This window comes from Alicyclobacillus macrosporangiidus CPP55 (assembly GCF_000702485.1).
Classification (GTDB): domain Bacteria; phylum Bacillota; class Bacilli; order Alicyclobacillales; family Alicyclobacillaceae; genus Alicyclobacillus_H; species Alicyclobacillus_H macrosporangiidus_B.
In genome coordinates this window covers 1,882,081-1,903,082 of the sequence record NZ_JNIL01000001.1, presented here as the reverse complement: position 1 = coordinate 1,903,082, position 21,002 = coordinate 1,882,081, and the positions used below count along the sequence as shown (strand labels likewise).

Annotated in this window: 20 protein-coding genes; 14 read left to right on the top strand and 6 right to left on the bottom strand. The window is 61.0% G+C overall.

Features of this window, described 5'->3' with window-relative positions; genetic code table 11:
- Position 1: 1 nt before the first annotated feature.
- From N687_RS0109390 to pseG, 4 genes are read left to right on the top strand one after another with little or no spacing between them, the layout of a single operon-like run.
- Entirely contained in the window at positions 2 to 946 is a 945-nt protein-coding gene (locus tag N687_RS0109390) for a dTDP-glucose 4,6-dehydratase (protein WP_029421615.1), read from the top strand.
- A gap of 41 nt (positions 947 to 987) precedes the next feature.
- Complete coding sequence (gene pseC / locus N687_RS0109385) at positions 988 to 2,199, top strand: UDP-4-amino-4,6-dideoxy-N-acetyl-beta-L-altrosamine transaminase (protein ID WP_029421614.1); 1,212 nt, start codon at positions 988 to 990, stop codon at positions 2,197 to 2,199.
- 27 nt (positions 2,200 to 2,226) lie between these two features.
- Positions 2,227 to 2,964 (top strand): cytidylyltransferase domain-containing protein, encoded by a 738-nt coding sequence (locus tag N687_RS0109380; RefSeq protein WP_029421613.1) that lies wholly within the window; start codon positions 2,227 to 2,229, stop codon positions 2,962 to 2,964.
- Positions 2,930 to 4,045, top strand: a complete 1,116-nt coding sequence (pseG, locus tag N687_RS25480; protein WP_081841287.1) for a UDP-2,4-diacetamido-2,4,6-trideoxy-beta-L-altropyranose hydrolase — start codon at positions 2,930 to 2,932, stop codon at positions 4,043 to 4,045. Before N687_RS0109380 ends, pseG begins: the two co-directional genes overlap by 35 nt.
- Positions 4,046 to 4,178: 133 nt before the next feature.
- On the opposite strand, the gene N687_RS23060 is transcribed toward pseG, so the two are convergent.
- A complete protein-coding gene (locus tag N687_RS23060) occupies positions 4,179 to 4,778 on the bottom strand; it encodes a formyltransferase family protein (protein ID WP_081841286.1) in 600 nt (199 codons plus the stop codon).
- Between the two features lie 346 nt (positions 4,779 to 5,124).
- Between N687_RS23060 and pseI the strand changes: the two genes are divergently transcribed.
- The 7 genes from pseI (at position 5,125) to N687_RS0109335 (ending at position 11,384) form a co-directional block, all read left to right on the top strand.
- Positions 5,125 to 6,174: a pseudaminic acid synthase gene (gene pseI / locus N687_RS0109365; RefSeq protein ID WP_029421611.1), complete on the top strand. Its 1,050-nt coding sequence runs from the start codon at positions 5,125 to 5,127 to the stop codon at positions 6,172 to 6,174.
- Entirely contained in the window at positions 6,171 to 6,665 is a 495-nt protein-coding gene (locus N687_RS0109360) for a flagellar protein FliT (protein WP_035462125.1), read from the top strand. The genes pseI and N687_RS0109360 overlap by 4 nt, the downstream gene beginning before the upstream one ends.
- A gap of 147 nt (positions 6,666 to 6,812) precedes the next feature.
- Complete coding sequence (locus N687_RS0109355) at positions 6,813 to 7,172, top strand: flagellar protein FlaG (protein WP_029421609.1); 360 nt, start codon at positions 6,813 to 6,815, stop codon at positions 7,170 to 7,172.
- A 491-nt stretch (positions 7,173 to 7,663) separates the two neighbouring features.
- Positions 7,664 to 8,302 (top strand): YhbD family protein, encoded by a 639-nt coding sequence (locus N687_RS0109350; protein ID WP_029421608.1) that lies wholly within the window; start codon positions 7,664 to 7,666, stop codon positions 8,300 to 8,302.
- Positions 8,303 to 8,314: 12 nt separating this feature from the next.
- Positions 8,315 to 8,956, top strand: a complete 642-nt coding sequence (locus N687_RS0109345) for a hypothetical protein (RefSeq protein ID WP_029421607.1) — start codon at positions 8,315 to 8,317, stop codon at positions 8,954 to 8,956.
- 37 nt (positions 8,957 to 8,993) lie between these two features.
- The gene (locus N687_RS0109340; protein WP_051663111.1) at positions 8,994 to 9,719 is read left to right on the top strand and encodes a hypothetical protein; all 726 of its coding nucleotides are present in this window, start codon (positions 8,994 to 8,996) and stop codon (positions 9,717 to 9,719) included.
- Positions 9,720 to 9,770: 51 nt separating this feature from the next.
- Complete coding sequence (locus N687_RS0109335) at positions 9,771 to 11,384, top strand: MDR family MFS transporter (RefSeq protein ID WP_051663110.1); 1,614 nt, start codon at positions 9,771 to 9,773, stop codon at positions 11,382 to 11,384.
- A gap of 281 nt (positions 11,385 to 11,665) precedes the next feature.
- Here the strand turns inward: N687_RS0109335 and N687_RS0109330 are convergent, their stop codons facing one another.
- On the bottom strand, positions 11,666 to 13,009 hold the full coding sequence (locus N687_RS0109330; RefSeq protein WP_029419949.1) for an IS1380 family transposase: 1,344 nt from the start codon (positions 13,007 to 13,009) through the stop codon (positions 11,666 to 11,668).
- A 135-nt stretch (positions 13,010 to 13,144) separates the two neighbouring features.
- Between N687_RS0109330 and N687_RS0109325 the strand changes: the two genes are divergently transcribed.
- On the top strand, positions 13,145 to 14,386 hold the full coding sequence (locus tag N687_RS0109325; protein WP_029421604.1) for an aminopeptidase: 1,242 nt from the start codon (positions 13,145 to 13,147) through the stop codon (positions 14,384 to 14,386).
- Positions 14,387 to 15,434: 1,048 nt separating this feature from the next.
- Here the strand turns inward: N687_RS0109325 and N687_RS0109320 are convergent.
- The 4 genes from N687_RS0109320 to N687_RS0109305 form a co-directional block, all read right to left on the bottom strand.
- Positions 15,435 to 15,851 carry an ArsI/CadI family heavy metal resistance metalloenzyme gene (locus N687_RS0109320; protein WP_051663109.1) on the bottom strand — a complete coding sequence of 139 codons (417 nt, stop codon included), beginning with the start codon at positions 15,849 to 15,851 and terminating at the stop codon, positions 15,435 to 15,437.
- Between the two features lie 37 nt (positions 15,852 to 15,888).
- Positions 15,889 to 16,080, bottom strand: a complete 192-nt coding sequence (locus N687_RS0109315) for a hypothetical protein (protein WP_029421602.1) — start codon at positions 16,078 to 16,080, stop codon at positions 15,889 to 15,891.
- Between the two features lie 104 nt (positions 16,081 to 16,184).
- A complete protein-coding gene (locus tag N687_RS0109310) occupies positions 16,185 to 16,538 on the bottom strand; it encodes an ArsR/SmtB family transcription factor (protein ID WP_051663108.1) in 354 nt (117 codons plus the stop codon).
- A gap of 241 nt (positions 16,539 to 16,779) precedes the next feature.
- On the bottom strand, positions 16,780 to 18,120 hold the full coding sequence (locus N687_RS0109305; RefSeq protein WP_051663107.1) for a Gfo/Idh/MocA family protein: 1,341 nt from the start codon (positions 18,118 to 18,120) through the stop codon (positions 16,780 to 16,782).
- A gap of 923 nt (positions 18,121 to 19,043) precedes the next feature.
- On the opposite strand from N687_RS0109305, the gene N687_RS22150 reads away from it, so the two are divergent.
- Positions 19,044 to 20,111: an alpha/beta hydrolase gene (locus tag N687_RS22150; protein WP_051663106.1), complete on the top strand. Its 1,068-nt coding sequence runs from the start codon at positions 19,044 to 19,046 to the stop codon at positions 20,109 to 20,111.
- A 96-nt stretch (positions 20,112 to 20,207) separates the two neighbouring features.
- Positions 20,208 to 21,002 carry a thymidylate synthase gene (locus N687_RS0109295; protein WP_029421598.1) on the top strand — a complete coding sequence of 265 codons (795 nt, stop codon included), beginning with the start codon at positions 20,208 to 20,210 and terminating at the stop codon, positions 21,000 to 21,002.

Genomic DNA, 21,002 nt, shown 5'->3' with positions numbered 1-21,002 from the left:
TATGAGAGCGTTGGTCACGGGCGGCGCGGGTTTCATTGGCCGCTGGCTTGTCAAACAACTGTTGGACGACGGGCACCAGGTCTGGATACTGGACAATCTGGCCAACGGGCGGCGTGAGAATGTACGTGAATTCGAGGGACACCCCGGACTGCGGGAGCTTGTGATAGGAGACATTCAGGACGGGTCATTGTTGGATGAACTCTTTGAAAACCGTTTTGATGTGTGCTATCACTTGGCGGCCACCATCAACGTACAGGACAGTATCGATGATCCCCGAACGACCTTCCTGAACGACGTGGTGGGTACGTTTGAAGTCCTTGAGCGCTGCCGGGATGCGCGAACCAAAATGGTCTTCATGAGCACGTGCATGGTGTATGACCGCGCGACAGGCCCGGAGGGAATCTCTGAGACGCACGCCGTGAAGCCAGCATCTCCTTATGCGGGTTCTAAAATCGCGGCGGAAAATCTCGTACTGTCGTATTTTAATGCATACGGACTGCCGGTGGTGGTGGTCCGCCCGTTCAACACCTATGGACCATTTCAGAAGTCCGGTGGAGAGGGCGGTGTCGTCGCCATATTTATCAAGAACAAGTTAACGGGACAGCCACTCCGCATTTACGGGGATGGCACACAAACACGCGATTTACTGTATGTAGAAGACTGTGCGCGGTTTGTGGCGATGGCCGGATATTCGGACGTGGTGAATGGTGAGATCATCAATGCCGGACTCGGCCGGGATATCTCCATCAATGACCTCGCGATGCTGGTGGCTCAAGATGCGACGCGGATCCAGCATGTCAAGCACATACATCCTCAGAGCGAGATCATGAAGCTCCTATGTAATGCGGACAAGGCCAAACGCCTGCTGGGCTGGGAACCGCGGGTGACACTTGAGGAAGGCCTCGCGCGAACAGAGGCGTGGATTCGAGAGACGCCGTGGGCGTAATGTGTCAGTACACAGCCGTTGAATGGAGGTCTGTAGCGGGTATGACGGAGGCGCTGGAAGTCAACGAAAAATTGGCACTGCATGGCGGGACACCCATCCGTTCTACCCGCCTGCCGTATGGACGCCAAGCCATCGACGAGGCGGACATTCGGGCGGTTGTGGACGTGTTGCGCAGCGACTTCTTGACCACCGGGCCGGCGGTCGACGCGTTCGAGCGGCGGATAGCGGATTACGTCGGAGCCAAGTACGCCGTGGCTTTCGCGAACGGCACTGCTGCCTTGCACGGGGCGGTGTTTGCCGCGGGCATCGGCCCGGGCGACGAAGTGATCACCACGCCGATGACGTTTGCGGCGAGTGCCAACTGTGTGCTGTACATGGGCGGTACACCGGTGTTTGCGGACATTCAGCCTGATACCTACAACATCGATCCCGATGCAGTTAAGGCGTGCATTACGCCGCGCACCAAGGCGATTCTTCCCGTTCACTACACGGGGCAGCCGGCCGACATGGACGAGATCCTCAGCATCGCCAAACGGCACGGCCTGATGGTGATTGAGGACGCGGCACATGCGCTTGGTGCGACGTACAAGGGACGCCGCATCGGGACCTTGGGAGATATGACGGTCTTTAGTCTCCATCCCGTCAAACCGGTTACCACGGGCGAGGGCGGCGTGGTCACAACGAACGACGACCGTCTGTACCAGCGGCTGCGACTGTTTCGCACACATGGTATCACGCGGGATCCATCGTTCCTCGAGGACGATCAGGGTCCGTGGTACTACGAGATGCAGTACCTGGGGTTTAATTACCGGCTTACGGACATTCAAGCCGCGCTGGGTACCAGTCAAATGGACAAGCTCGACGTGTTCATCAGACGTCGGGCGGAGATTGCGAAGAAGTATACGGAAGCGTTCGCTTCCATGCCCGAGCTCGAAACACCGTATCAACGTGAGGACCGGACGTCCGGGTGGCACCTGTACGTGATTCGGTTGAACCTGTCCGCCCTGCGTGTGGGGCGACGGCAGGTGTATGAAGCGTTGCTTGCAGAAAACATAGGCGTCAATGTCCATTACATCCCGGTCTATCATCATCCGTACTACAGGCGGATGGGATATTCGAGGGGGCTGTGCCCGCGTGCTGAGGAGCTGTACGAACGTATCCTCACGCTCCCGCTGTTTCCCGGAATGACGGACGATGATGTATGCGACGTCATCCGTGCTGTCAAAAAGGTGTTGGGTTATTACCGGGTGTGAGGCTTGCCGGTGCGGGGTGAGGTATTGTTGAACATCGTGATCATTACTCAAGCGCGCATGTCTTCTACCAGGCTACCGGGGAAGGTGCTCAAAGAAGTCCTCGGCCAACCGCTGCTGGTTTATCATATAGAGCGATTGAAACGGGTTCCTTCGGCTACTCAGGTGGTGGTAGCCACCACAACAAATCCGGCGGACGACGCCATTGTCCGCGTGTGTGAGGCTTCCGGATGCGCATATGTGAGGGGATCCGAAGAAGATGTTCTGAGCCGGTACCATCTCGCTGCACGAGCCTACAGTGCGGACATCGTGGTGCGCGTCACGTCTGATTGCCCTCTGATAGACCCCGCCGTGGTGGACCGTATAATTCGGTATTATGTCGAGCATCGAGAACGAATGGATTACGTAGCCAACACAGTGGAGCGGACCTATCCGCGGGGGATGGACACCGAGGTGTTTTCATTCCAAGCGCTGGAGGAGGCGCATCGGGAGGCTAAGCTTGGCTACGAGCGGGAGCACGTGACGCCGTTCTTCTACACTCATCCAGAGCGGTACAGAATGGGAAATGTCGCCTACCACACCGATGTCAGCCATCACCGTTGGACCGTCGATACACCGGAGGATTTTGAATTGATTCGCCGGATTATCGAAGCACTCTATCCGGAAAAGCAGGATTTCACTTTGGAAGACGTATTGGCACTATTAGACCAGCATCCGGAATGGACAGCGCTTAATGCTCACGTCTTACAAAAACGTCTCGGGGAATGAAGATTCCATGCGTGTACACATCCGTGCGGACGCTTCGCATGAAATCGGGACCGGGCACGTGATGCGCTGCATCACGTTGGCGGACGTGCTGCGACAGCATGGTACAGAGGTGTCGTTTAGTTGCCGTACCTTGTCTGGCCATATGTGCGATGAGCTCGTGAAACATGGGTACCCCGTGCATCGTGTGCCTAGGGCTGCGGGTCAATATGCGAACGATTGGGATGAACTAAGGTGTACTTGGCGTCAGGATGCGCTCAGTGTATTAGAATATCTGGGACACCGATGGCCAGACTGGGTGGTAGTTGACCATTATGCTCTCGACGCCAAGTGGGAGCGAGAGTTTCGTCAACGGGGCATACGTGTACTCGCCGTGGACGATTTGGCGGACAGGGATCACGATTGCGACCTCCTGCTGGACCAAAATGCACACCCGGATTGTGTGGAAAGGTACCACGGGCGGCTCCCAGCAGAGTGCAACACCCTCCTCGGTCCCAGATATGCGTTGTTAAGGGACGAATTCGTTCAAGCTAGGCAGCGTGCATCGGTACGGGATGGACAGGTTCGTCGTGTTCTGGTGTCATTCGGCGGGGCCGATACAACCAATGAAACGTGCAAAGCACTCAGAGGGATGACGCGGTGGGGGAACGTGAACTCGTGTGCTATCGATGTGGTGGTTGGGCCTATCAATCCAAACATAGGTGAAATTCAGGATTTGGCAAAGAGACTACCTTTGGCCACAGTGCACGTGAACACCTCCCGAATGGCTGAGCTGATGGCGTCTGCCGATCTGGCGCTTGGCGCGGGAGGGACAACCACGTGGGAACGGTGTTGTTTAGGACTTCCTACATGGGTTACCATCGTGGCGGAAAACCAGCGCCAGGCAACGGCGGTGTTGGAGCGAATGGGAGTAGTTTGTTGCCTGGGGGAGTCAGGGCACACCACAGACAAGGATTATGCAGACATTTGGGAACGTCTTCAGGCTACTCAATTAAGGGCTATGTCTGCTCGCGGGATGGAGCTAGTGGATGGCCTTGGGACTCGGCGCGTAGTGGATAGCATGTTTGCGTTCCACCGTACATAGAAGTCGAGATCCACGTTTGAACTGTAAGTTGGTCATGGTACGTCATGGGAACCAATGTGGAGGGACCAGTGCTAGACGTTTTTGTTTTGGAAACATCTGTCAATACGGTGACTATCCGTGCTATAATGACTCACTATCCATTCATACCACCCTCACGAGTGCCCAGTAAGGCCTTGCCGATGAGCTCGTTAACAGGGGTGTCCCAACCTAAGCGTAACAAATGAAGAAAAGGCTCTTTATCCTTTGCCCTGTGATAGCTGCCTTTCCCACGTTGAGGGTATGCGGTAGTAACTCCGCCACGTACGGCGGGCCAGATTTCGAAAAATAGTCTCTCAATACTTATGGTCAACTGTCTATACGTCGTAGCTAGTGTTTCGTTCTGGCCAAACGTCAGTTCTTGCTGTGTAATGATGTCTCCGGTGTCTAGACCGCGAGCAATCTTATGTATTGACACTCCCTTTGGGGTATCTTCAAGGAAGCTCCAAAGGTTAGGATCGGCACCTCGATTCCAAGGCAAATACGATATGTGAAGATTGATCGCGCGATCCCGGAAGTGATCAACGATGTCGGGACTAATGATATGGCGATAACCATAGCTGACTATAAAGTCCGCCTGTTGAACATCACGGTCTTTCAATGATATGGGATTCGATTGAAAAACTGCATTATCTGAGTATGAACGCAAAAAATCGTCGATGTTAGCCCGATAAGGGCCAAGTACCAGGACAATCATACAGTGCACCTACAGCCTAGGAAATGGTTAATGAGTAGAAATTACTTTTGGATACATTTAATGCGACACGGGAGAATCTAGCCACCTACATTATACTCTTGATTGGGCAAGGAGACATTCATTCGTGACAAGGGTTTGGACAATGACCTAGTAATTGAATTGTGTCAGCGCTCGCAGCTCTAAGTCTTCGTGGGTTGATAGGTGATGATACAAATTTATCTACATAAGTTACAGTATAAGTGACGGTCAGTTTCATAAACGGATGTACACGAGGGCCAAAGATGGGCTCGTATTGACTCGTGACGACTCTAGCAATCATATGTGAGACGTACAAGGGGTGAACCAGGTGACGCCAATCAAACTTGGTGACAAAATTATCGGCCCAGACCATCCACCATTTATCATCGCCGAAATGTCGGGCAATCACAATCACTCGTTAGACCGCGCGCTGGAGATTGTTCGAGCGGCAGCCGCAGCCGGGGCACACGCGGTGAAACTGCAAACGTATACGGCGGATACCATGACGCTTGACATCCATGACGGGGAGTTTCGCATCGACGATCTCAACAGCTTGTGGCGGGGCAACTCACTATACAAACTGTACCAGGAGGCCTACACGCCATGGGAGTGGCACAAGCCCATTTTCGACCTGTGTCGTGAGCTAGGGTTGGTAGCGTTCAGTACCCCATTCGACGCTTCTGCAGTGGATTTCCTAGAGTCACTGGATGTTCCTTGTTACAAGATAGCTTCGTTTGAGAACACGGATCTACCTCTGATCCGTAAAGTAGCCGCAACCGGCAAACCAATGATTATCTCGACTGGCATGGCGACACTAGCGGAACTGGACGAACTAGTGCAGACGGCACGCGAGGCGGGGTGTCGTGATATCGTTTTGCTGCGGTGTACCAGTACGTATCCCGCGAGCCCTACTGACAGCCACCTGCGAACCCTGCCGCATCTGCGTGCGATGTTCGGCTGTGAGGTGGGGTTGTCGGATCACACGATGGGTATCGGTGTTGCAGTGGCGGCAGTGGCGTTGGGGGCCAGTGTGATCGAAAAACATTTCACCCTTCGAAGATCTGACGGCGGGGTGGATTCTGAGTTTTCGATGGAACCCGAGGAGATGCGGGCGCTGGTACAGGAAACCAAAAAGGCGTGGGAGGCGCTCGGCCATGTCCACTACGGTCCAACGGAGAGGGAGCGGCCGTCACTGGCACTTCGTAGGTCGCTCTACTTCGTGAAGGACCTCAAGAAAGGGGACACGATTACGCCGGACGCGATCCGCTCCATCCGGCCTGGACACGGATTGCCGCCGAAGTATCAAGACCTGGTCGTGGGGAGGCGGGTGACATCCGACGTGAAACGCGGTACGCCAGTACGGTGGGACCTGCTGTGAATTTGAAGCACTCGTGCGGAAAGCCGGGCGAAAAAGGTGGAAATGGTGCATGCACTGCGCTCTTGAGCACGTTTGAAACAGCTGTGCAAGTCTGTAGACGGTTAATTACACTGTGTGAGCAGCAACAACGATATGTCGCGGAAAACGATCTCGACGCATTGGCTGAGTCCTTTGCAGTCCGAGAACGACTGGTTGAGGAGTTGACCACGCAGATTGAATTTTTGGATCATAATGCGGGAACACCCCGAGCGGACGTGGCCGATGTGAAACAGGCGCGTGCCACGTTAGCGGACGCCATCCAAACATTCCTCCATCTAGACCATGTACTAGCACAACTGATCGATAGGCGAATGGGCTTCCTGTTGGAAGAACTGTGGGCACGCCAACGCGGACGGCGGGTGGTACAGGGTTATGCGTTGGTTAGTAGCAAGACGGGACCGGTTGCACGGATGTTCCCAGGACAGGCACGCCATATTGACGAGACACGGTAACTGTGGCATGAGATACATCAAAGCGTTGGCCGGTCGATGTGGATCGGGCGGGCTTCGCAGTCGACGAGTGCGGGGGCCATACGCCTTACGGATTGGAAGAGTGTGTGCACTGTTCTGTTGAAGTTTCTATCGAGTGGAGGGAAACCTGTGAGTCTACTGGAGATCGGAGTACTTCCGCCGCAAACTGGATCGGGCATGTCAGCCCAGGAGTCTTTGCAAGGGGAGCGTAAGGAATCCGACTTTACCGTGCAGGCAGTTTCGACGACAGCGGGTCAGAGTGCGGGGGCCCGGGACGTATCACAAACTTTGAAGAGCATCGACGAGTTGGCGTCTCAACACGATGTAGAGATCCACTTTCACTATGATCCCAAGGTGCACCGGGTGTGGCTTGACTTCGTGGACAAGACCACCGGTAAGGTGATTAACGAGATTCCTCCTGAGGCCGTTCGGCGCCTCATCGAGAGTCTTGGGAGCACGAGCGGTTGGCTGGTGGACAAGCGGTCGTGACAGATCTCCTGTATTGCCGTCTTTACTGCCGCGCTACTGCGTTCGTGCCCGCATGTCGGCGCCTCCCTAAATTGATGTTCAGATGGATTGGCAGTTGCTCCGGTCGCCGACTCAGATGCCCGGAACAATGAAGGCGGCCCTTTCAGGGAGTGGAAGGGCCGCACTGTAGAAGATGGGGGGAGTTTACACGCTAGCCGTGCAAATCAAATACGTGTTCCCGTTGGTCAGGGAATCGATAAATCTCCACACATTTTTGTAAATAATAGCCAAACCACTCGCGATACATAAACCCGCGACACCAGCCATCGTCCAACCCAACCCGTGATACATCCGCGGTTTTGATTTAACTTCCACACTATGTTCACGCAATGCCCCCAGAACTCGGTCGTCCTGCTGAAGTGGATGAAATAAGAACCGGTGCCACTGAACTTTGTACTTGCATAACGTAACATTGTTATGTTACACTTCTCGCGAGAAGGGGGATGGCACCGGTGGATGAAGACCTGATCTCCAAAAAGGAGCTTCTCGAGGTCACGGGGATCTCGTACGGACAACTGTACCGGTGGAAGCGCAAGGGCCTGATCCCGGAGGAGTGGTTCATCCGCAAATCGACCTTCACCGGACAGGAGACGTTCTTCCCGCGTGAGAAGATCCTCGAGCGCATCGAGCGCATCAAAAACATGAAGGACGATCTGTCGCTCGACGAGCTGGCGGACGTGTTCTCGCCGAGCCCGGCGGGGGTGTCGGTGCGCTGGGATGAGGTGGTGCAACGTCACATTGTTACGAATGTCGCGCAGAAGGTGTACCGGGAACGGCACCCGGAGGTGCGGGTGCTGTCCTTCGATGAGCTGCTGTGCCTGTACGTGCTGGACGCCGCGCTGCAGACGGGCGAGGTGAGCCTGGACGAGGGCCGGATGGCGCTGCAGTTGATGGAGGACGAGTATCCGCAGATGCAGCGCGTGGCCGAGCAGGGGCGCGCGGTGGAGCTGGTGTTTGTGAGAAAGCTCGGAATTGCGACGTGCCTGCTGGTGGCGCTGCCGGGGGAGATCCGGTTTGAGACGGGAGCGCGGGTGGTGGCGCGGATCCACGTCCCGACCTGCGTGGAGCAGTTGAAGTTGAAACTGGCCTGAGGAGGGAGAGCGGTGAACGAAGACAAGCGGCATCGGGTGGACGAAGACAAACGGCGGGACCAGGTACGGGACCTGGTGATGTCGGGAGTGGTGACGGCAGGCGGAGGCGTGTACCGACGGGTTCGCGTCAGCGGCGTGGGCCGTGTCGAGGGCGACGTGGTGTGCGAGAGCGCGCGCATCGACGGCGTGATGACGGTGCGCGGGACGCTGGAGGCGCAGGAGTTGGTGGCGAACGGGAAGACGAAGGTGGAAGGGGCCCTTCGCGGGCACACCATCCGGCTCTCGGGGCAGATCCAAGTGGACGGGGATTGCTCAGCCGAGGTGGTGGAGGTGTCGGGGGCCGTCGAGATCGACGGGTTGGTCACCGCGGATGAGGTGACGATCCGGTTGTACGGCGGATCACACGTGCGGGAACTGGGAGGAAGCCGTATCCGGGTGCACCGGAGTTGGCGATGGGGCTTCTTCTCCCGCTACCGGCGGCTGACGGTGGACACGGTCGAGGGAGACGACATCCGGCTGGAGGCGACGCGGGCCCGGGTGGTGCGCGGGGACAAGGTGCACATCGGGTCGGGGTGCGACATTGACCGGGTGGAGTACCGCAGCGAATTCCGCCAGGACGACGGGGCCCGCGTGGGCGAACATGTGCAGGTGTGACGGCCCGGGCGGGCTGGCGAGATGAGGAGGGGTGGACGTGGAGCAGCGGGATCGAACGACACGTGAACAAGGCGTGCGGCGGGACCTGACCATTACGGGCGAGGGGACCCTCGCGGGCGGGGCGTACGGGCGCGTGCGCATCCGCGGCGAGGGGGAGCTGCACGGAGACGTGGACTGCGAGGCGCTCCGGGTGCTCGGAAACTGCCGCGCGGAGGGGCGCGTGGACGCGCGCGTGGTGGATGTGACGGGCACGCTCGACGTGGCGGGCGGAATGCGGGCCGGGCGGGTCCTTGGGCGCGGGGTGATCACCGTGCAGGAGGCGTGCGAATGGGACCTGGTCCGCTACCGCGGCGTGCTGACCGTGCACGGGCCGTGCCGTGCGGAGCGTCTGGATGTGCGCGGGATGCTGACGGTCGACGGGGATTTGGCGGCGGAGGCGTGCAAGGTGCATGGCGTGATCACGATGGATGGCCTCCTCAACGCCGAGACGCTGGAGTTGGTGCTGTTCGGGCCGTCGCGGGCCGGCGAGATCGGCGGCGGGACGGTGAATGTGCGGCCGAACCGGGTGCCCTTCACGGGCGACGGAGAGCTGGTGGTGGACGTGGTGGAGGGCGACGAGGTGTCGTTGTACCGGACGATCGCGAAGGTGGTGCGGGGCGGCCGGGTGACGATTGGCCGGGGCTGCCGCGTAGATTTGGTGGAGTACCGCGAGGCGTACGAAGCGGATCCACGCGCGGAGGTGGGCGAGGTGCGCAAGGTGTAGGGCGAATGCGGGCGTTGTGGCATCGGCATCGAATGAGAAGGAGGAGCATGAGTGGAGGAGCAGAAGCAGAGGCTGGGGCTCATCCTGGCCGGGCTGTTGCTGGGGACGTTCGTCTCCGCGCTGGATCAGACCATTGTGTCGACCGCCATCGGCACTATCGTGGGCCAGTTGGGCGGACTGGATCAGTTCGTGTGGGTGACATCGGCGTACATGGCGACGGAGATGGCGGGGATGCCCATCTTCGGCAAGCTGTCGGACATGTACGGGCGCAAGCGGTTTTTCCTGTTCGGCATCCTCACCTTTCTGGTGGGCTCGGTGTTGTGCGGCACGGCCCACAGCATCACCCAGCTGGCGGTGTACCGGGCCATCCAGGGGATCGGCGGCGGGGCGCTGATGCCGATTGCCTTCACCATCCTCTTTGACGTGGCGCGGGCCGAGCAGATGGGCAAGTTTTCGGGGCTCATCGGGGCGGTGTTCGGCGTCTCGAGCATCGCAGGGCCGCTGTTGGGCAGCTTTATCACCGATCACCTGGGCTGGCGCTGGGTCTTCTACGTGAACGTGCCGCTGGGGCTCCTGGCGTGCGCGCTGGTCGGCTTTGCGTATCACGAGTCGCGCCGGCACCCGAAGGAGACCATCGACTGGCTGGGCATCCTGACTTTGGTGCCGGCGGTGGCGTGCCTGATGTTCGCGATGGAGTTCGGCGGGAACCGGTACGCCTGGACGGACACTCCTGTGGTGGCGCTGTTCGCCGGCGCGATCGTCTGTTTCGCCGCCTTCTTCCTGGCGGAGGCGCGGGCCCGGGCGCCGATCGTGGACTACGGGATGTTCCGGTATCGGTTGTTCGCGGGGAGCATCTGGGTGGGCCTGTTCGCGAGCGCCGCGTTCATCGTGGCGGTGGTGTACATCCCGATCTACGTGCAGGGGGTGCGCGGGGGGACGGCCACGAACTCGGGCCTGGTGCTGCTTCCGATGATGCTCGGCAGCTCCTTCGCGGCGCCCATCGGCGGTCAGTTGGCGAACCGCTTCCGCTACCGGACCATCATGTGGGTGGCGTGCGCCATCCTGTTGGCCGGCGTCGCGGGGCTTTCGACCCTGACGCCAGACACGCCGCGCTGGCTCCTGACGGTGTACATGATTTTGGTGGGTCTCGGCATCGGGCCGTCCTTCTCCGTGCTGGGCATGGCGAGCATGCACCACTTCTACGCGCACCAGCGCGGTGCGGCCAGCTCCACGGTCTCGTTCATCCGTGAGTTGGGGATGACGATCGGGATCACGGTGTTCGGCGCGCTCCAGCGGGACGACTTCGCCACACGCCTGAAGCAGGCGTTCGCGGGGATGCCCGGAGCGGGGGTTGGATTCGGCGCGGGGGCTGGTGTGGGCTTTGGCGGGTCCCGCGGGATCGATCCGCACGTCCTCTTGGCCCCGGAGGTCCGCGCGCACATCCCGGCACCGGTGCTGGATCGGCTGACCACAGCCCTGTCGGCGTCCATCACGCACACGTTTTTGTGGGCGATCCTGTTGGCGGCGCTGGCCTTTGTCTTCGTCTTCTGGCTGGGCGCTGAGCGGTGGCAGGGCTTTGCGGATGCGCGAGGCGCGGGTGCCGGTCCGGTGGGCGTCGCGAAGGTGCCGGGTGCCGGGGAGGTCTCGAGCGCGGGGGCCGAATGAACATTCGCGTTTCCTCCGCTTTTCGGCTACTATAAGAAGACGCGACTGTATACGCATCTTGGTACTTCCTGGTGCCGAAAAGAGGACCTGAATCCGTGACAGGGTACCTGTCGAGCACTCATGCGGCGTTTATCTTGCATCGAACGGGCTGCGACTGCATTGGTGCGTGGAGCGATTCCATCGAATTCAACCGTAAGGGAACGCCAGTTCCCGCAGAAGCGAATAACTTCCCCGGCCTGTTCATCGTCAGGCTTTGTTCCCAGGCCACAAGACGGCACATGTTATACGAAGGTCAAATACAAACGGCGAAACACAGGGAACCATCGGTTCCCATGCCCCAACTTCAGTTTGCTCTGCCTGGCATGTCGGACTAGTTTCGCAGCCAAGGTCATCAAGTTCTGAATCACCGTCCGGATACGACGACGTTCTGCCTTCTTACGCAGAGGTGCATCGTTGCGTTTTAGGCTTTCCTGGCCAATCACCCTCAGCAAGTTGTAAGCCATGCATACAAAATGCAGTACCAGGTTGTTGGTTGCGAACTTGCCTGACGGTAACCGTTCAGCGTCCAGATCCGTCTTGATTTCGCTGTGGAACTGTTCCATCACGGCGTGGTCATGGTACAGACGAATGATCACATCTGGGTCGTCGGGCAGTGAGGTCCAGTAGGCGTCGACCTCGATGTCTGGGACCAACAGGGTTTGCCCGTCGGCCATGGTGGTCCGTTCGATGACTTCGAATACCATCCGAACTGGTTCCGACAGGCCCTTGACCGGGCACATCAGCGAACCGTGATACACTTTCTTGCCTGGCCGAGGTTCGTGGCATACACCGTGCTGCTGGGCGGTCACGAGCCAGGCCTGGGGGCTTTCCTTTCGCAGATTCCGTTTGATAATGAACTCGGCCCTGCTGTCCTGAGAACGACACACGGCAAGGTTTTCTGCACTGTCATTTCCGGCATCCATGCGAACGAGCAGCGGAAGGGCTGAAATCTGCTTTGCGTACTGAATACTCTTGCGCAAGAAGGCCGCTGTATCCTTTTGAACATGGGTACTGCCTTCACGCAGCTGAACATTGACCACATAGCCCTCTTGGCCGAGGTAAGCAAAGATTGGGGCGTATCCATCGTGGCCTTTGTACGTGCGGGAGACGCCTTCTTTTTTCGTTCCCGAGTTATCAAATGGGCTCACGTCAAGGTCCAGGGGAATGTAAGCCCGGCGTTTCGATGACTCACCCAGCACAATCGGATGCAGTGTAACATTCAGGGTTCTCAAGAGGTTTGCGGACTCTTCGAGTAAAATACTCTCCCAGCCGGCCTTTCCGGCGGCCATATCCAAACGCTGGCGCAGCGTTGGGCTCGAAGGCACGCTGTCCATCTGTAGTGCGATCGTGAAAAACTCGTCATCACGAAAGGCTTCGATGTGGTCAAAGTCCGTCTTGCCTTGACAAAGCAGGCCGATGTATGAGTACGCCACATCTCGGTTTGAAATGTCTGGTTTTCCCATGCCTGACAGGCGAGTCCGATTCAGGCGTTCACCGAGAGTGGTTTTGTCCAGCAATAAACCGACAAGGGTCATTCCAGAATGTGTGACAATGACTTCGTCGGATTCTTCGATGATAAAGCGCAAGGGGGTTCACCTCTGAGGTGAAGGGGGATTGAAGGGAACGGACATCCCAACGATCCCGATTCTACACGACAAATCACAAGTGCTTCAGTAGTTTTTACACCTGCTTGTCACGGATTCAGGGAGGAGTGACGTGCGGTGCGAGAGCAGCTGAGAAAATACGCCGAGTTGGCGGTGAAGGTCGGGGTGAACCTGCAGCGGGGCCAACACCTGGTGATTGGCTACGGGAAGCGGCAGGTGTATCCCGAACATGCCGAGTTCGCCCGCCTGCTGACGGAGGTGGCCTACGAGGCTGGGGCCCGCTTTGTCGAGGTGGACTGGGGCGACGAAGCGTGGCTGCGGGAGACGGTCCGCCGCGGGGACGTGGCGACCTGGGAAGCGCGCGCCCGCAGCCGCGCGGCGTGGGTGGAGCGCCTGGCGGAGGAAGGGGCGGCCTTCATCGCCATCCCTGCGTCGGACCCGGATTTGTACAGCGGGATCGATCACGCGCGCGTCACCCAATTCGATCGCACGCTGACGAGCGTCTTCCGGCCGTTCAACGATCGGCGGACGAACGACGAATACAGTTGGACCCTGGTGTCGGCGCCGACGCAGGCGTGGGCGAACAAGGTGTTCCCGAACCTGCCGGAGTCGGAGCGGGTGCCGGCCTTGTGGAAGGCGATCCTGGCCTGCGCCAGGGCGGACGGGGACGATCCGCTGGCCGACTGGCAGAAGCACCTGGCGGACCTGCGGCGGCGCGCCGACTGGATCAATGGGCTCGGCATCCGGTCGCTGCACTACAAGGGGCCGGGCACGGACCTGACGATTGAGTTCCATCCGCGCCACTATTGGAAAGCGGCGGGGAGCCGTACGCCGCAGGGGGTGGAGTTCGTCGCCAACATCCCGACGGAAGAGGTGTACGCGGCGCCGCTGAAGACGGGCGTCAACGGCGTGGTGTCGAGCACGATGCCGTTGAATCACGCGGGATCCATCATCGACGGGATTCAGCTTCGCTTCGAGAACGGGCGCATCGTGGAATACCACGCGAAGGTGGGCGAGGATGCGTTGCGGAGCGTGATCGAATCGGACGAAGGGAGCCATTACCTGGGCGAGGTGGCCCTGGTGCCGGCGGATTCGCCGATCGCGCGGCGGGGGGTGCTGTTCTACAACACGCTGTTCGACGAGAACGCGTCCTGCCACCTGGCCATCGGGAAGGCGTATCCGCTGGTGGAGGGCGTCCAGTCGTTGGCTCAGAGCGACTGGGAGGCGTACGGCCTCAACGACAGCCTGGTCCACGTGGACTTCATGATTGGCTCGGACCAGCTGGATGTGGAGGCGACGACGCGAGACGGCCGCACGGTGCCGATCCTCCGCCGGGGGCTGTGGGCGGCAGAGGTGTGAGGGAGCAGCGCGACGGAGCGGGACGGCCGCGGCAGCATGGGCGTGGGTCCGGGGGTCCGGGGGTCCGGGGGTCCGGGGGTCCGGCCCTGGCCGACGCTGACTGCGGCTTCGGTGGTGTGGCCGGTGAGCAGGGTGACGTGTAGCCCCGAATTTCGGATTAAACCCCCAGTCGGAGGCGGCTGGTGCCCCTTTCCGAGCCGGACTTTGGCCGGACTTCCGTACTAAGTCGCCGCCTCTGAGGTTGGAACGGGCCGAGATAGTACGAAATCCCGGTCTAAACCCGGGAGCGGGGTGGGGTCAGCTGGGTGAAATCGGCCGAGATAGTACGAAAATGCGGCATCCGGCTCATCCCGGGTGAGCGTCGGCGGCCGGCTCTTGCTCGGTCACCCTCACGAACACCAGAGGGGACCGCTACTTCCTGCTCCGCCGGAGACTCGGGAAGGCTTTCCATGGCGCTGGCCGGTGCCTGTAGGTAGCCACGCCTGCTTGAATTCCGTTCGGTAGGGCGGGCTTTGGGGGCCCGTCCTACCGACGTTGACTGCTGCTCCGACATGTGTGGCCGCTGAACCGGGGCCATGGAACCCAGAAATTCTGATTAAACCCCCTAGTTGAGGCCGGCTGGTGCCTCCTTCGGACCCTGACTTTGGCCGAATTTCCGTACTAAGTGGCCGCCGCCGAGGTTGGAACAGGCCGAGATAGTACGAATTCCCGGTCTAAACCCGGGAGCGGGGTGGGGGCGGACGGGGCGAAACCGCTAAGATAATACGAAAATGCGGCATATTTCACGGGCGGACTGAAGCCGTTGGCGACGAGTGCTTCGGTGATGGCATGCGTAGATAGACGACAGTGTGAATCGGATTGTTGGGCATGCGGTACGGGAGCTCAGCGGGTTCACGAGAGGTGACCCCGCCTCCAATGGCGCATGGAGGGCTGCGTTTCACCCGCGCCCAGCGACGCCGTGACCAGCAACGCCGGGTTTCACAACGCCGCACCTCACAACGCCGCACCTCACCACGCCCCGCCCCACCACGGCAGCTATCACCGCGCGTCACCGCGCCAACCCATCACAGCATTCGTTGGCACCACGGCCGCCGTGCACAGGTACATCCTCCTTGGGGACGAAGAACTCCCACTCGTTGCCGTCGGGGTCGACCACCCAAAACTTGTCCTGCACGGAGTAGCAACAGGTGACGTTCATCTCGCTCCGCGTGGCCAGTCCGAGTTTCTCCAATCGATCCCGCTGTCTGACCACTTCTTCGCTGTCCTTCACCTGCAACCCGAAATGGCTGACCTGATTGCCATACACGGATTCGCTGACGTTGAGCGTGAAGTTGAGCGGAGGGTCCTCCAAGAGAAATTTCGCGTAGTCCGGCTTCACCTTGACCGGCTCTGCCCCGAACAGCTTTGTGTAAAAGTCGATGGAAGCCTGCAGATTGGTGACGCGGATTCCGACATGGGTATACATTCGATCATCACCCTCCTGTTACATCGAAAAAAATCGATTAAATGCGCGCACAAGGGGTGCACACGGACGATTTGGAGATGAAAGCGCTCGCGGCCTCTTCCATCTCGCACGCGCAGGCCGGCGACCGCGGCGGTGGTGCGGCGTGCGTGCTCCAGTACCGACTGGCGGCGCGTTCCACCTCTCTCTGCCGGGCCAGGATGAGCTGTTCGAGCAAGTACGGGTTTATCATGGCTTCCTCCTCCTCTCATCGCAAATCCTAAATCGAAAAAAATCGATGAATTGGGTGCGGTTAATCTACAAAATTCGATGAAGCGGTCAGCGAAATGCATGCGGTCAGCCGTTCCGGTCCGGCGGTTCCTCGCAACAGCCACCGGGCTGAAAGACGGAGCACAGCTGCTCAGACAGCAGTGCGCTGACGGCGGTCACGTCGATCCGGTAGTAACTCCATGTTCCTCTGGTCTCTCGATGGATGAGGCCGGCGTCGACCAACACCTTCAAGTGGTACGACAGACTGGACTGCGGGATATCGAGCGCATCCTGCAAATCGCAAACGCATGTCTCACCCCGTCGGCCCAGTTCGTACAGGATCTGCAGCCGCTTCTCGTCCGCCAGCGCCTTAAATTTGGCCGCGTAGCGTTGGAAGAAGGGGCGTGTGGCGGCCGGGTCGAGCACCTGCAACTCCTCCATCTCAACACCACCTCCTTTACATCCAATGTTTTTGATGTAGCCACAGTTTACCTCGGCATCGGTGCAAATGCAAGACGGCTTTCGCCATCGTCTCGCTGCCGCCTTCTTCACCGCTTCGTCCGCGCCGTCGCCCCCTGGCCTAGCCCCGCGCCGTCGCTGCTGCAAGGGCCGTCAGTGCGGCCGACCGACCGGGAGGCGAGGGAGCGGCGCCGGTGCGGGGTCAGGGCTGAACCGGGCCTGTTCACGCTCCCGTGTAAGCCCTCGTACACGCCTCGGCGAGGGCCAAGTCGGCGATGGCGTCCTCGGCTGTGACAAGGCCGCGGAAGCCAGGTTGGCGGGCGGCCTGCAGGAGATCGAGGAAGCGCGCCTGCACGAGGGCGGTGTACCAGCCCTGTCGATCGCGCAGCTCCACGGCACGCCGCACGGGGACGCGCGTGCCGGCGTGCGGCGCGGTGGTGCCGGCCTGCGAGGCCGTGATGGCTTGCGCGGTGGTGGTGCCGGCAGGATCGCCACGCTGCTCGTCGCCACGCCGCTCTCCAGCCGCGCCGGCCTGCGCCAGCGCTTGGACGGCGTCCTGGAAGCCGGCCATGGCCTCCATGGAGGGCTCGAGCGGCAAGGCGTCGAGGAGCTGCTCCACGGCGGGGGCCAGCGCCGCGGGCACGGTCCCTTCGATCTCCAGCCGCATCGGCACCCACCCATACACGTTGACGCGGCCGTAACGGCACAGGATCTGCCAGGCGGTGTCCTCCGGCACCTCCTGGGGTCGGACGAAGCCGTGGTAGTAGTGGACGGGCACCCGGGATCCTCCGCCCTCGTGGATCACGGTCGCCCACACCCGGGCCGGCACCGGGGCGTCGGCCTGGGAGACCTGCGCCAGGCGGGATGCATGTGTTGCCGCCGCCCCGGCGTGCCACGCGACGGGCTGGCCGAACCAGCGCCGGCCCACCTCGAAGAAGTGGACGCCGTGTTCCACCAGGATGCCGCCGCTCTGCTGGCCATCCCAGAACCAGTGGCCATCGGACACGCGATGGACCTGGTTGTGCATCACGGCCATGTCAGCGGGTCCCAAGGCGCCCGCGATCAACAGGGCCTGGACGGCCTGCACGATGGGGCTGTGCGGCATGACCAGGTTGACGAGCAGGGATCGATCCCGGTCGCGGGCCATGTCAGCGACGCGCTGTAGGTCGGCGGCCCGCAGGGCCCCGGGCTTTTCGAGCAGGACATGCTTGCCTGCGGTGATGGCAGCCTCGGCCAGCGTCGTGTGCAGGTGGGGCGGGGTGGCGATGAGGACGGCGTCCACCCCCTCGGCGACCGCGAGATCGCGGGCCTCGTCGAACTCCTTGGGCTCCGGGTCGGCAGAGGTCAGGGTGGGCGTCCGGCGGGATCGCCAGGCGTTCAACACCGCCTGCCGCTTGGCAGGGGTCCGCCCGGCCACGGCCACGAGCTGGCACGCGGCCAGGGGCGCGAGGCTCTCGGCCAGAAACACGGCGAAGGCGCCGGCGCCGGCGATGCCAATGCGCATGGGCGCGGTGTGGATGGACTGTTCGGGCTGCCGCACCGCTTCGTGAGATTGCATGGACATCGGGACACCTCCTACGCCCACAGGCGGGCGGCGCCCGCCTGTGCGGATAGTACTGCTTTCATTATAGTGGATGGGTGGCCAGGGACGCGGTGGTCGCGGGGTTGGGACGAATGACGTCGGGCGGCTGGTGATAGTCCGATTTTGCCGCTTTCGTGGCGCGTTTGGCGGGGCGATGACGGTTTAACCGGGGGTGTTTAGACGGGTTTCCGTACAATGTCGCGCGGTTGCAGGGCCCAGGTGTCTGGTTTTGTACGAAAACTTGTGTAAAACCGGCCTGAACAGCCCGGGTTGAGGCCCCGAATCCCGGGAGATAGTACGAATATCCGGCAAAACAACCCGCCGCTCATGGGCTGCCGCAAACGCATCTGCGTTGCGTGTCCCCCGATGTCGGGGAGCCTGGCCGGCTCGGGCGGGCGGCGGGAGAAAGTTCTGGAATACCCAGACAAGGTGGTTGTGGAACGAAGTTCCGCAACGTAGAACCATGAAGCCGGACTCGCGTCGGCGGTGTCACCGGCTTGGGATTGTAGTCCGATTTTGCCGTTTTCGTGGCTCGCTTGCGGGGCTGCTCCTTGCTCAGGCGGGGCGGTTAAGCAAGGATCTCGTACAAACGGGCGGCGCAGAAGCTGCCGAGAGGCCCATTTTGTACGGAAATCCGTCTTAAACCTGCCGCTTCTGGCTGCCCGAGACGGCAAAACCCGGGGGTTTTATCCAATTTTTCGGCTAAGGTTTGCTGCCCCTGGGGGCTACGGGCGCGCCTCCCACCATGCGTTGCTCCCGCCGAGCTTCCACCGCGGCGCTCCCGCCGCGCTGTGCCACGTGCCTGTCAACGCGCATGTCGGGGCGGATGCCGGGGAATCGTATGGACGGCATTTTTGCGCCATCCTAGCCATGAGCGCGGTGAGAGGGAGGCAACGGCTTTCGCCATGGACGTCGACCAGGAGCGGATCACGTCGGGGGTATGCGTGGAAGAACGGGTGACGGTGGTCAGCCAGGGATCCACAGGTGAATCGGCGCAGGTTCCAGGCCATACGTTCCTTCAAGAGCGGCCGCCCGTACAAGGCCATGTGCCGGTCCTTGGCTCGGTTCCCGCTCCCGCCGGCGCTCCCGCGACCGCGTCCAACCGTCCCCTCTCCTTCACGCCACCGCGGTGCTGGAGCCAGGGCAGGCGGCTACGCGTGGGAGATGCCGACATCTTCTTCCGCTTCCTGTTGCCGCCCGTGCAGCGGTTGATCCTCATCATGATCCACGGGGCCGGGCAGCACTCGGGCCAGTTCCTCGAGTTCGCGCGCGCATGCGCGGCCGCCGGTCTGGGAGTCTACGCCATCGATCTGCGCGGCTTCGGCCTCTCCTCCGGACGCCGCGGGCACGTCGATTCCTTCCGCCAATACCTCTGCGATCTCGACGGCGTCGTCGCCTGGGTCCACCACGTGCACGAGGGGCTCCCGGTATATCTGGTGGGCCACAGCCTGGGCGGGACCGTCGCCATCCGCTACGCCCAGGAGTATCCGGGCCGCGTGCAGGGGGCGGTGCTGTCCGCGCCGGCGCTGCGCATCCGGGTCCGCATCCCGCGGGCGCTCCGGCACCTGGCCGGCGTGATGGCTCGGTGCGCGCCCGGGTTCGGGATTCAGCCAGACGCTTGGCCCCGCCTGACGCGCTGGTTGCCCGACCTCCGTCACTGTGTGCCTGGTGTCGGGGAGCGGCGGGATCGACTGTGCACCATGGAATACACCGCCCGCTGGCTGGTGGAACTTTTGCGCAATGGGGCACAGGCGCTCGATCGGGCCCTCGACTTTCGCGTACCCGCGCTGTTTCTGTGCGGCGAGGACGATCCGGTGGTCGATCCGCTCGCCATCCGCCAATTCTTCGACGGCCTCCCGGTGCCGGACAAACGGTACGAGTCCTTCATCGGCGTGGGGCACCGCCTCTTCCACGGAGAGAAGAAGCGGCACGTCATGGAGCGGGCCATCACCTGGTTGCGGGAGCGCGCGTAGGGTGCCCGCGCGACCTCCAGGCCACACTGTGGTACCATGGTGGACAACCGGGCGGCGCGCCGTCGCCGGCCCGTCGGCCGAGAGGGAGGTGCGAGAATGCGCCAGTATCACGATCTGTGCGAGCGAATCCTGCGCGAGGGCGTGCGCAAGGAGGATCGGACCGGCGTCGGGACCCTCAGCGTGTTCGGGCACCAGATGCGCTTCGACCTGCGCGAGGGGTTTCCGCTCCTCACGACCAAGAAGCTGCACGTGAAGTCCATCATTTACGAACTCCTGTGGTTTTTGCGCGGCGACACCAATGTCCGCTATCTGCAGGAACACGGGGTGACGATATGGGACGAGTGGGCCCGCGAGGACGGCGATCTCGGTCCCATCTACGGCAAACAGTGGCGTGCCTTCGCCGGGGCAAACGGGAAGACAGTGGATCAGATCCGCTGGGTGATCGACGAGATCCAGCGCAATCCCAACTCACGGCGCCTGGTGGTCAGCGCCTGGAACCCGCCGGAGCTGGACGAGATGGCCCTGCCCCCGTGCCACGTGCTGTTCCAGTTCTACGTGGCAAACGGGCGCCTGTCGTGCCAGCTGTACCAGCGCAGCGCGGACACGTTCCTCGGGGTGCCGTTCAACATCGCCAGCTATGCCCTGCTGACGCACATGGTCGCGCACGTCACGGGGCTGGAGGTCGGCGAGTTCATCCACACCCTGGGCGACGCGCACCTGTACCTCAACCACCTGGAGCAGGTGAAGCTGTTGCTCAGCCGCGAACCATACCCGCTGCCGCGGCTGCGCCTGAACCCGGCGGTCAAGTCCATCTTCGAATTTGACTACGACGACATCGAGATCATCGGATACCAGGCGCACCCGCCCATCCGTGCGGAGGTGGCGGTGTGA

Coding starts and splice junctions, on each gene's coding strand:
- N687_RS22150 (WP_051663106.1), top strand. CDS start 19,044: ATGGACGTCGACCAGGAGCGGATCACGTCGGGGGTATGCGTGGAAGAA.
- N687_RS0109310 (WP_051663108.1), bottom strand. CDS start 16,538: ATGGAGGAGTTGCAGGTGCTCGACCCGGCCGCCACACGCCCCTTCTTC.
- N687_RS0109315 (WP_029421602.1), bottom strand. CDS start 16,080: ATGATAAACCCGTACTTGCTCGAACAGCTCATCCTGGCCCGGCAGAGA.
- N687_RS0109390 (WP_029421615.1), top strand. CDS start 2: ATGAGAGCGTTGGTCACGGGCGGCGCGGGTTTCATTGGCCGCTGGCTT.
- N687_RS0109305 (WP_051663107.1), bottom strand. CDS start 18,120: ATGTCCATGCAATCTCACGAAGCGGTGCGGCAGCCCGAACAGTCCATC.
- N687_RS0109295 (WP_029421598.1), top strand. CDS start 20,208: ATGCGCCAGTATCACGATCTGTGCGAGCGAATCCTGCGCGAGGGCGTG.
- pseC (WP_029421614.1), top strand. CDS start 988: ATGACGGAGGCGCTGGAAGTCAACGAAAAATTGGCACTGCATGGCGGG.
- pseG (WP_081841287.1), top strand. CDS start 2,930: ATGCTCACGTCTTACAAAAACGTCTCGGGGAATGAAGATTCCATGCGT.
- N687_RS23060 (WP_081841286.1), bottom strand. CDS start 4,778: ATGATTGTCCTGGTACTTGGCCCTTATCGGGCTAACATCGACGATTTT.
- N687_RS0109320 (WP_051663109.1), bottom strand. CDS start 15,851: ATGTATACCCATGTCGGAATCCGCGTCACCAATCTGCAGGCTTCCATC.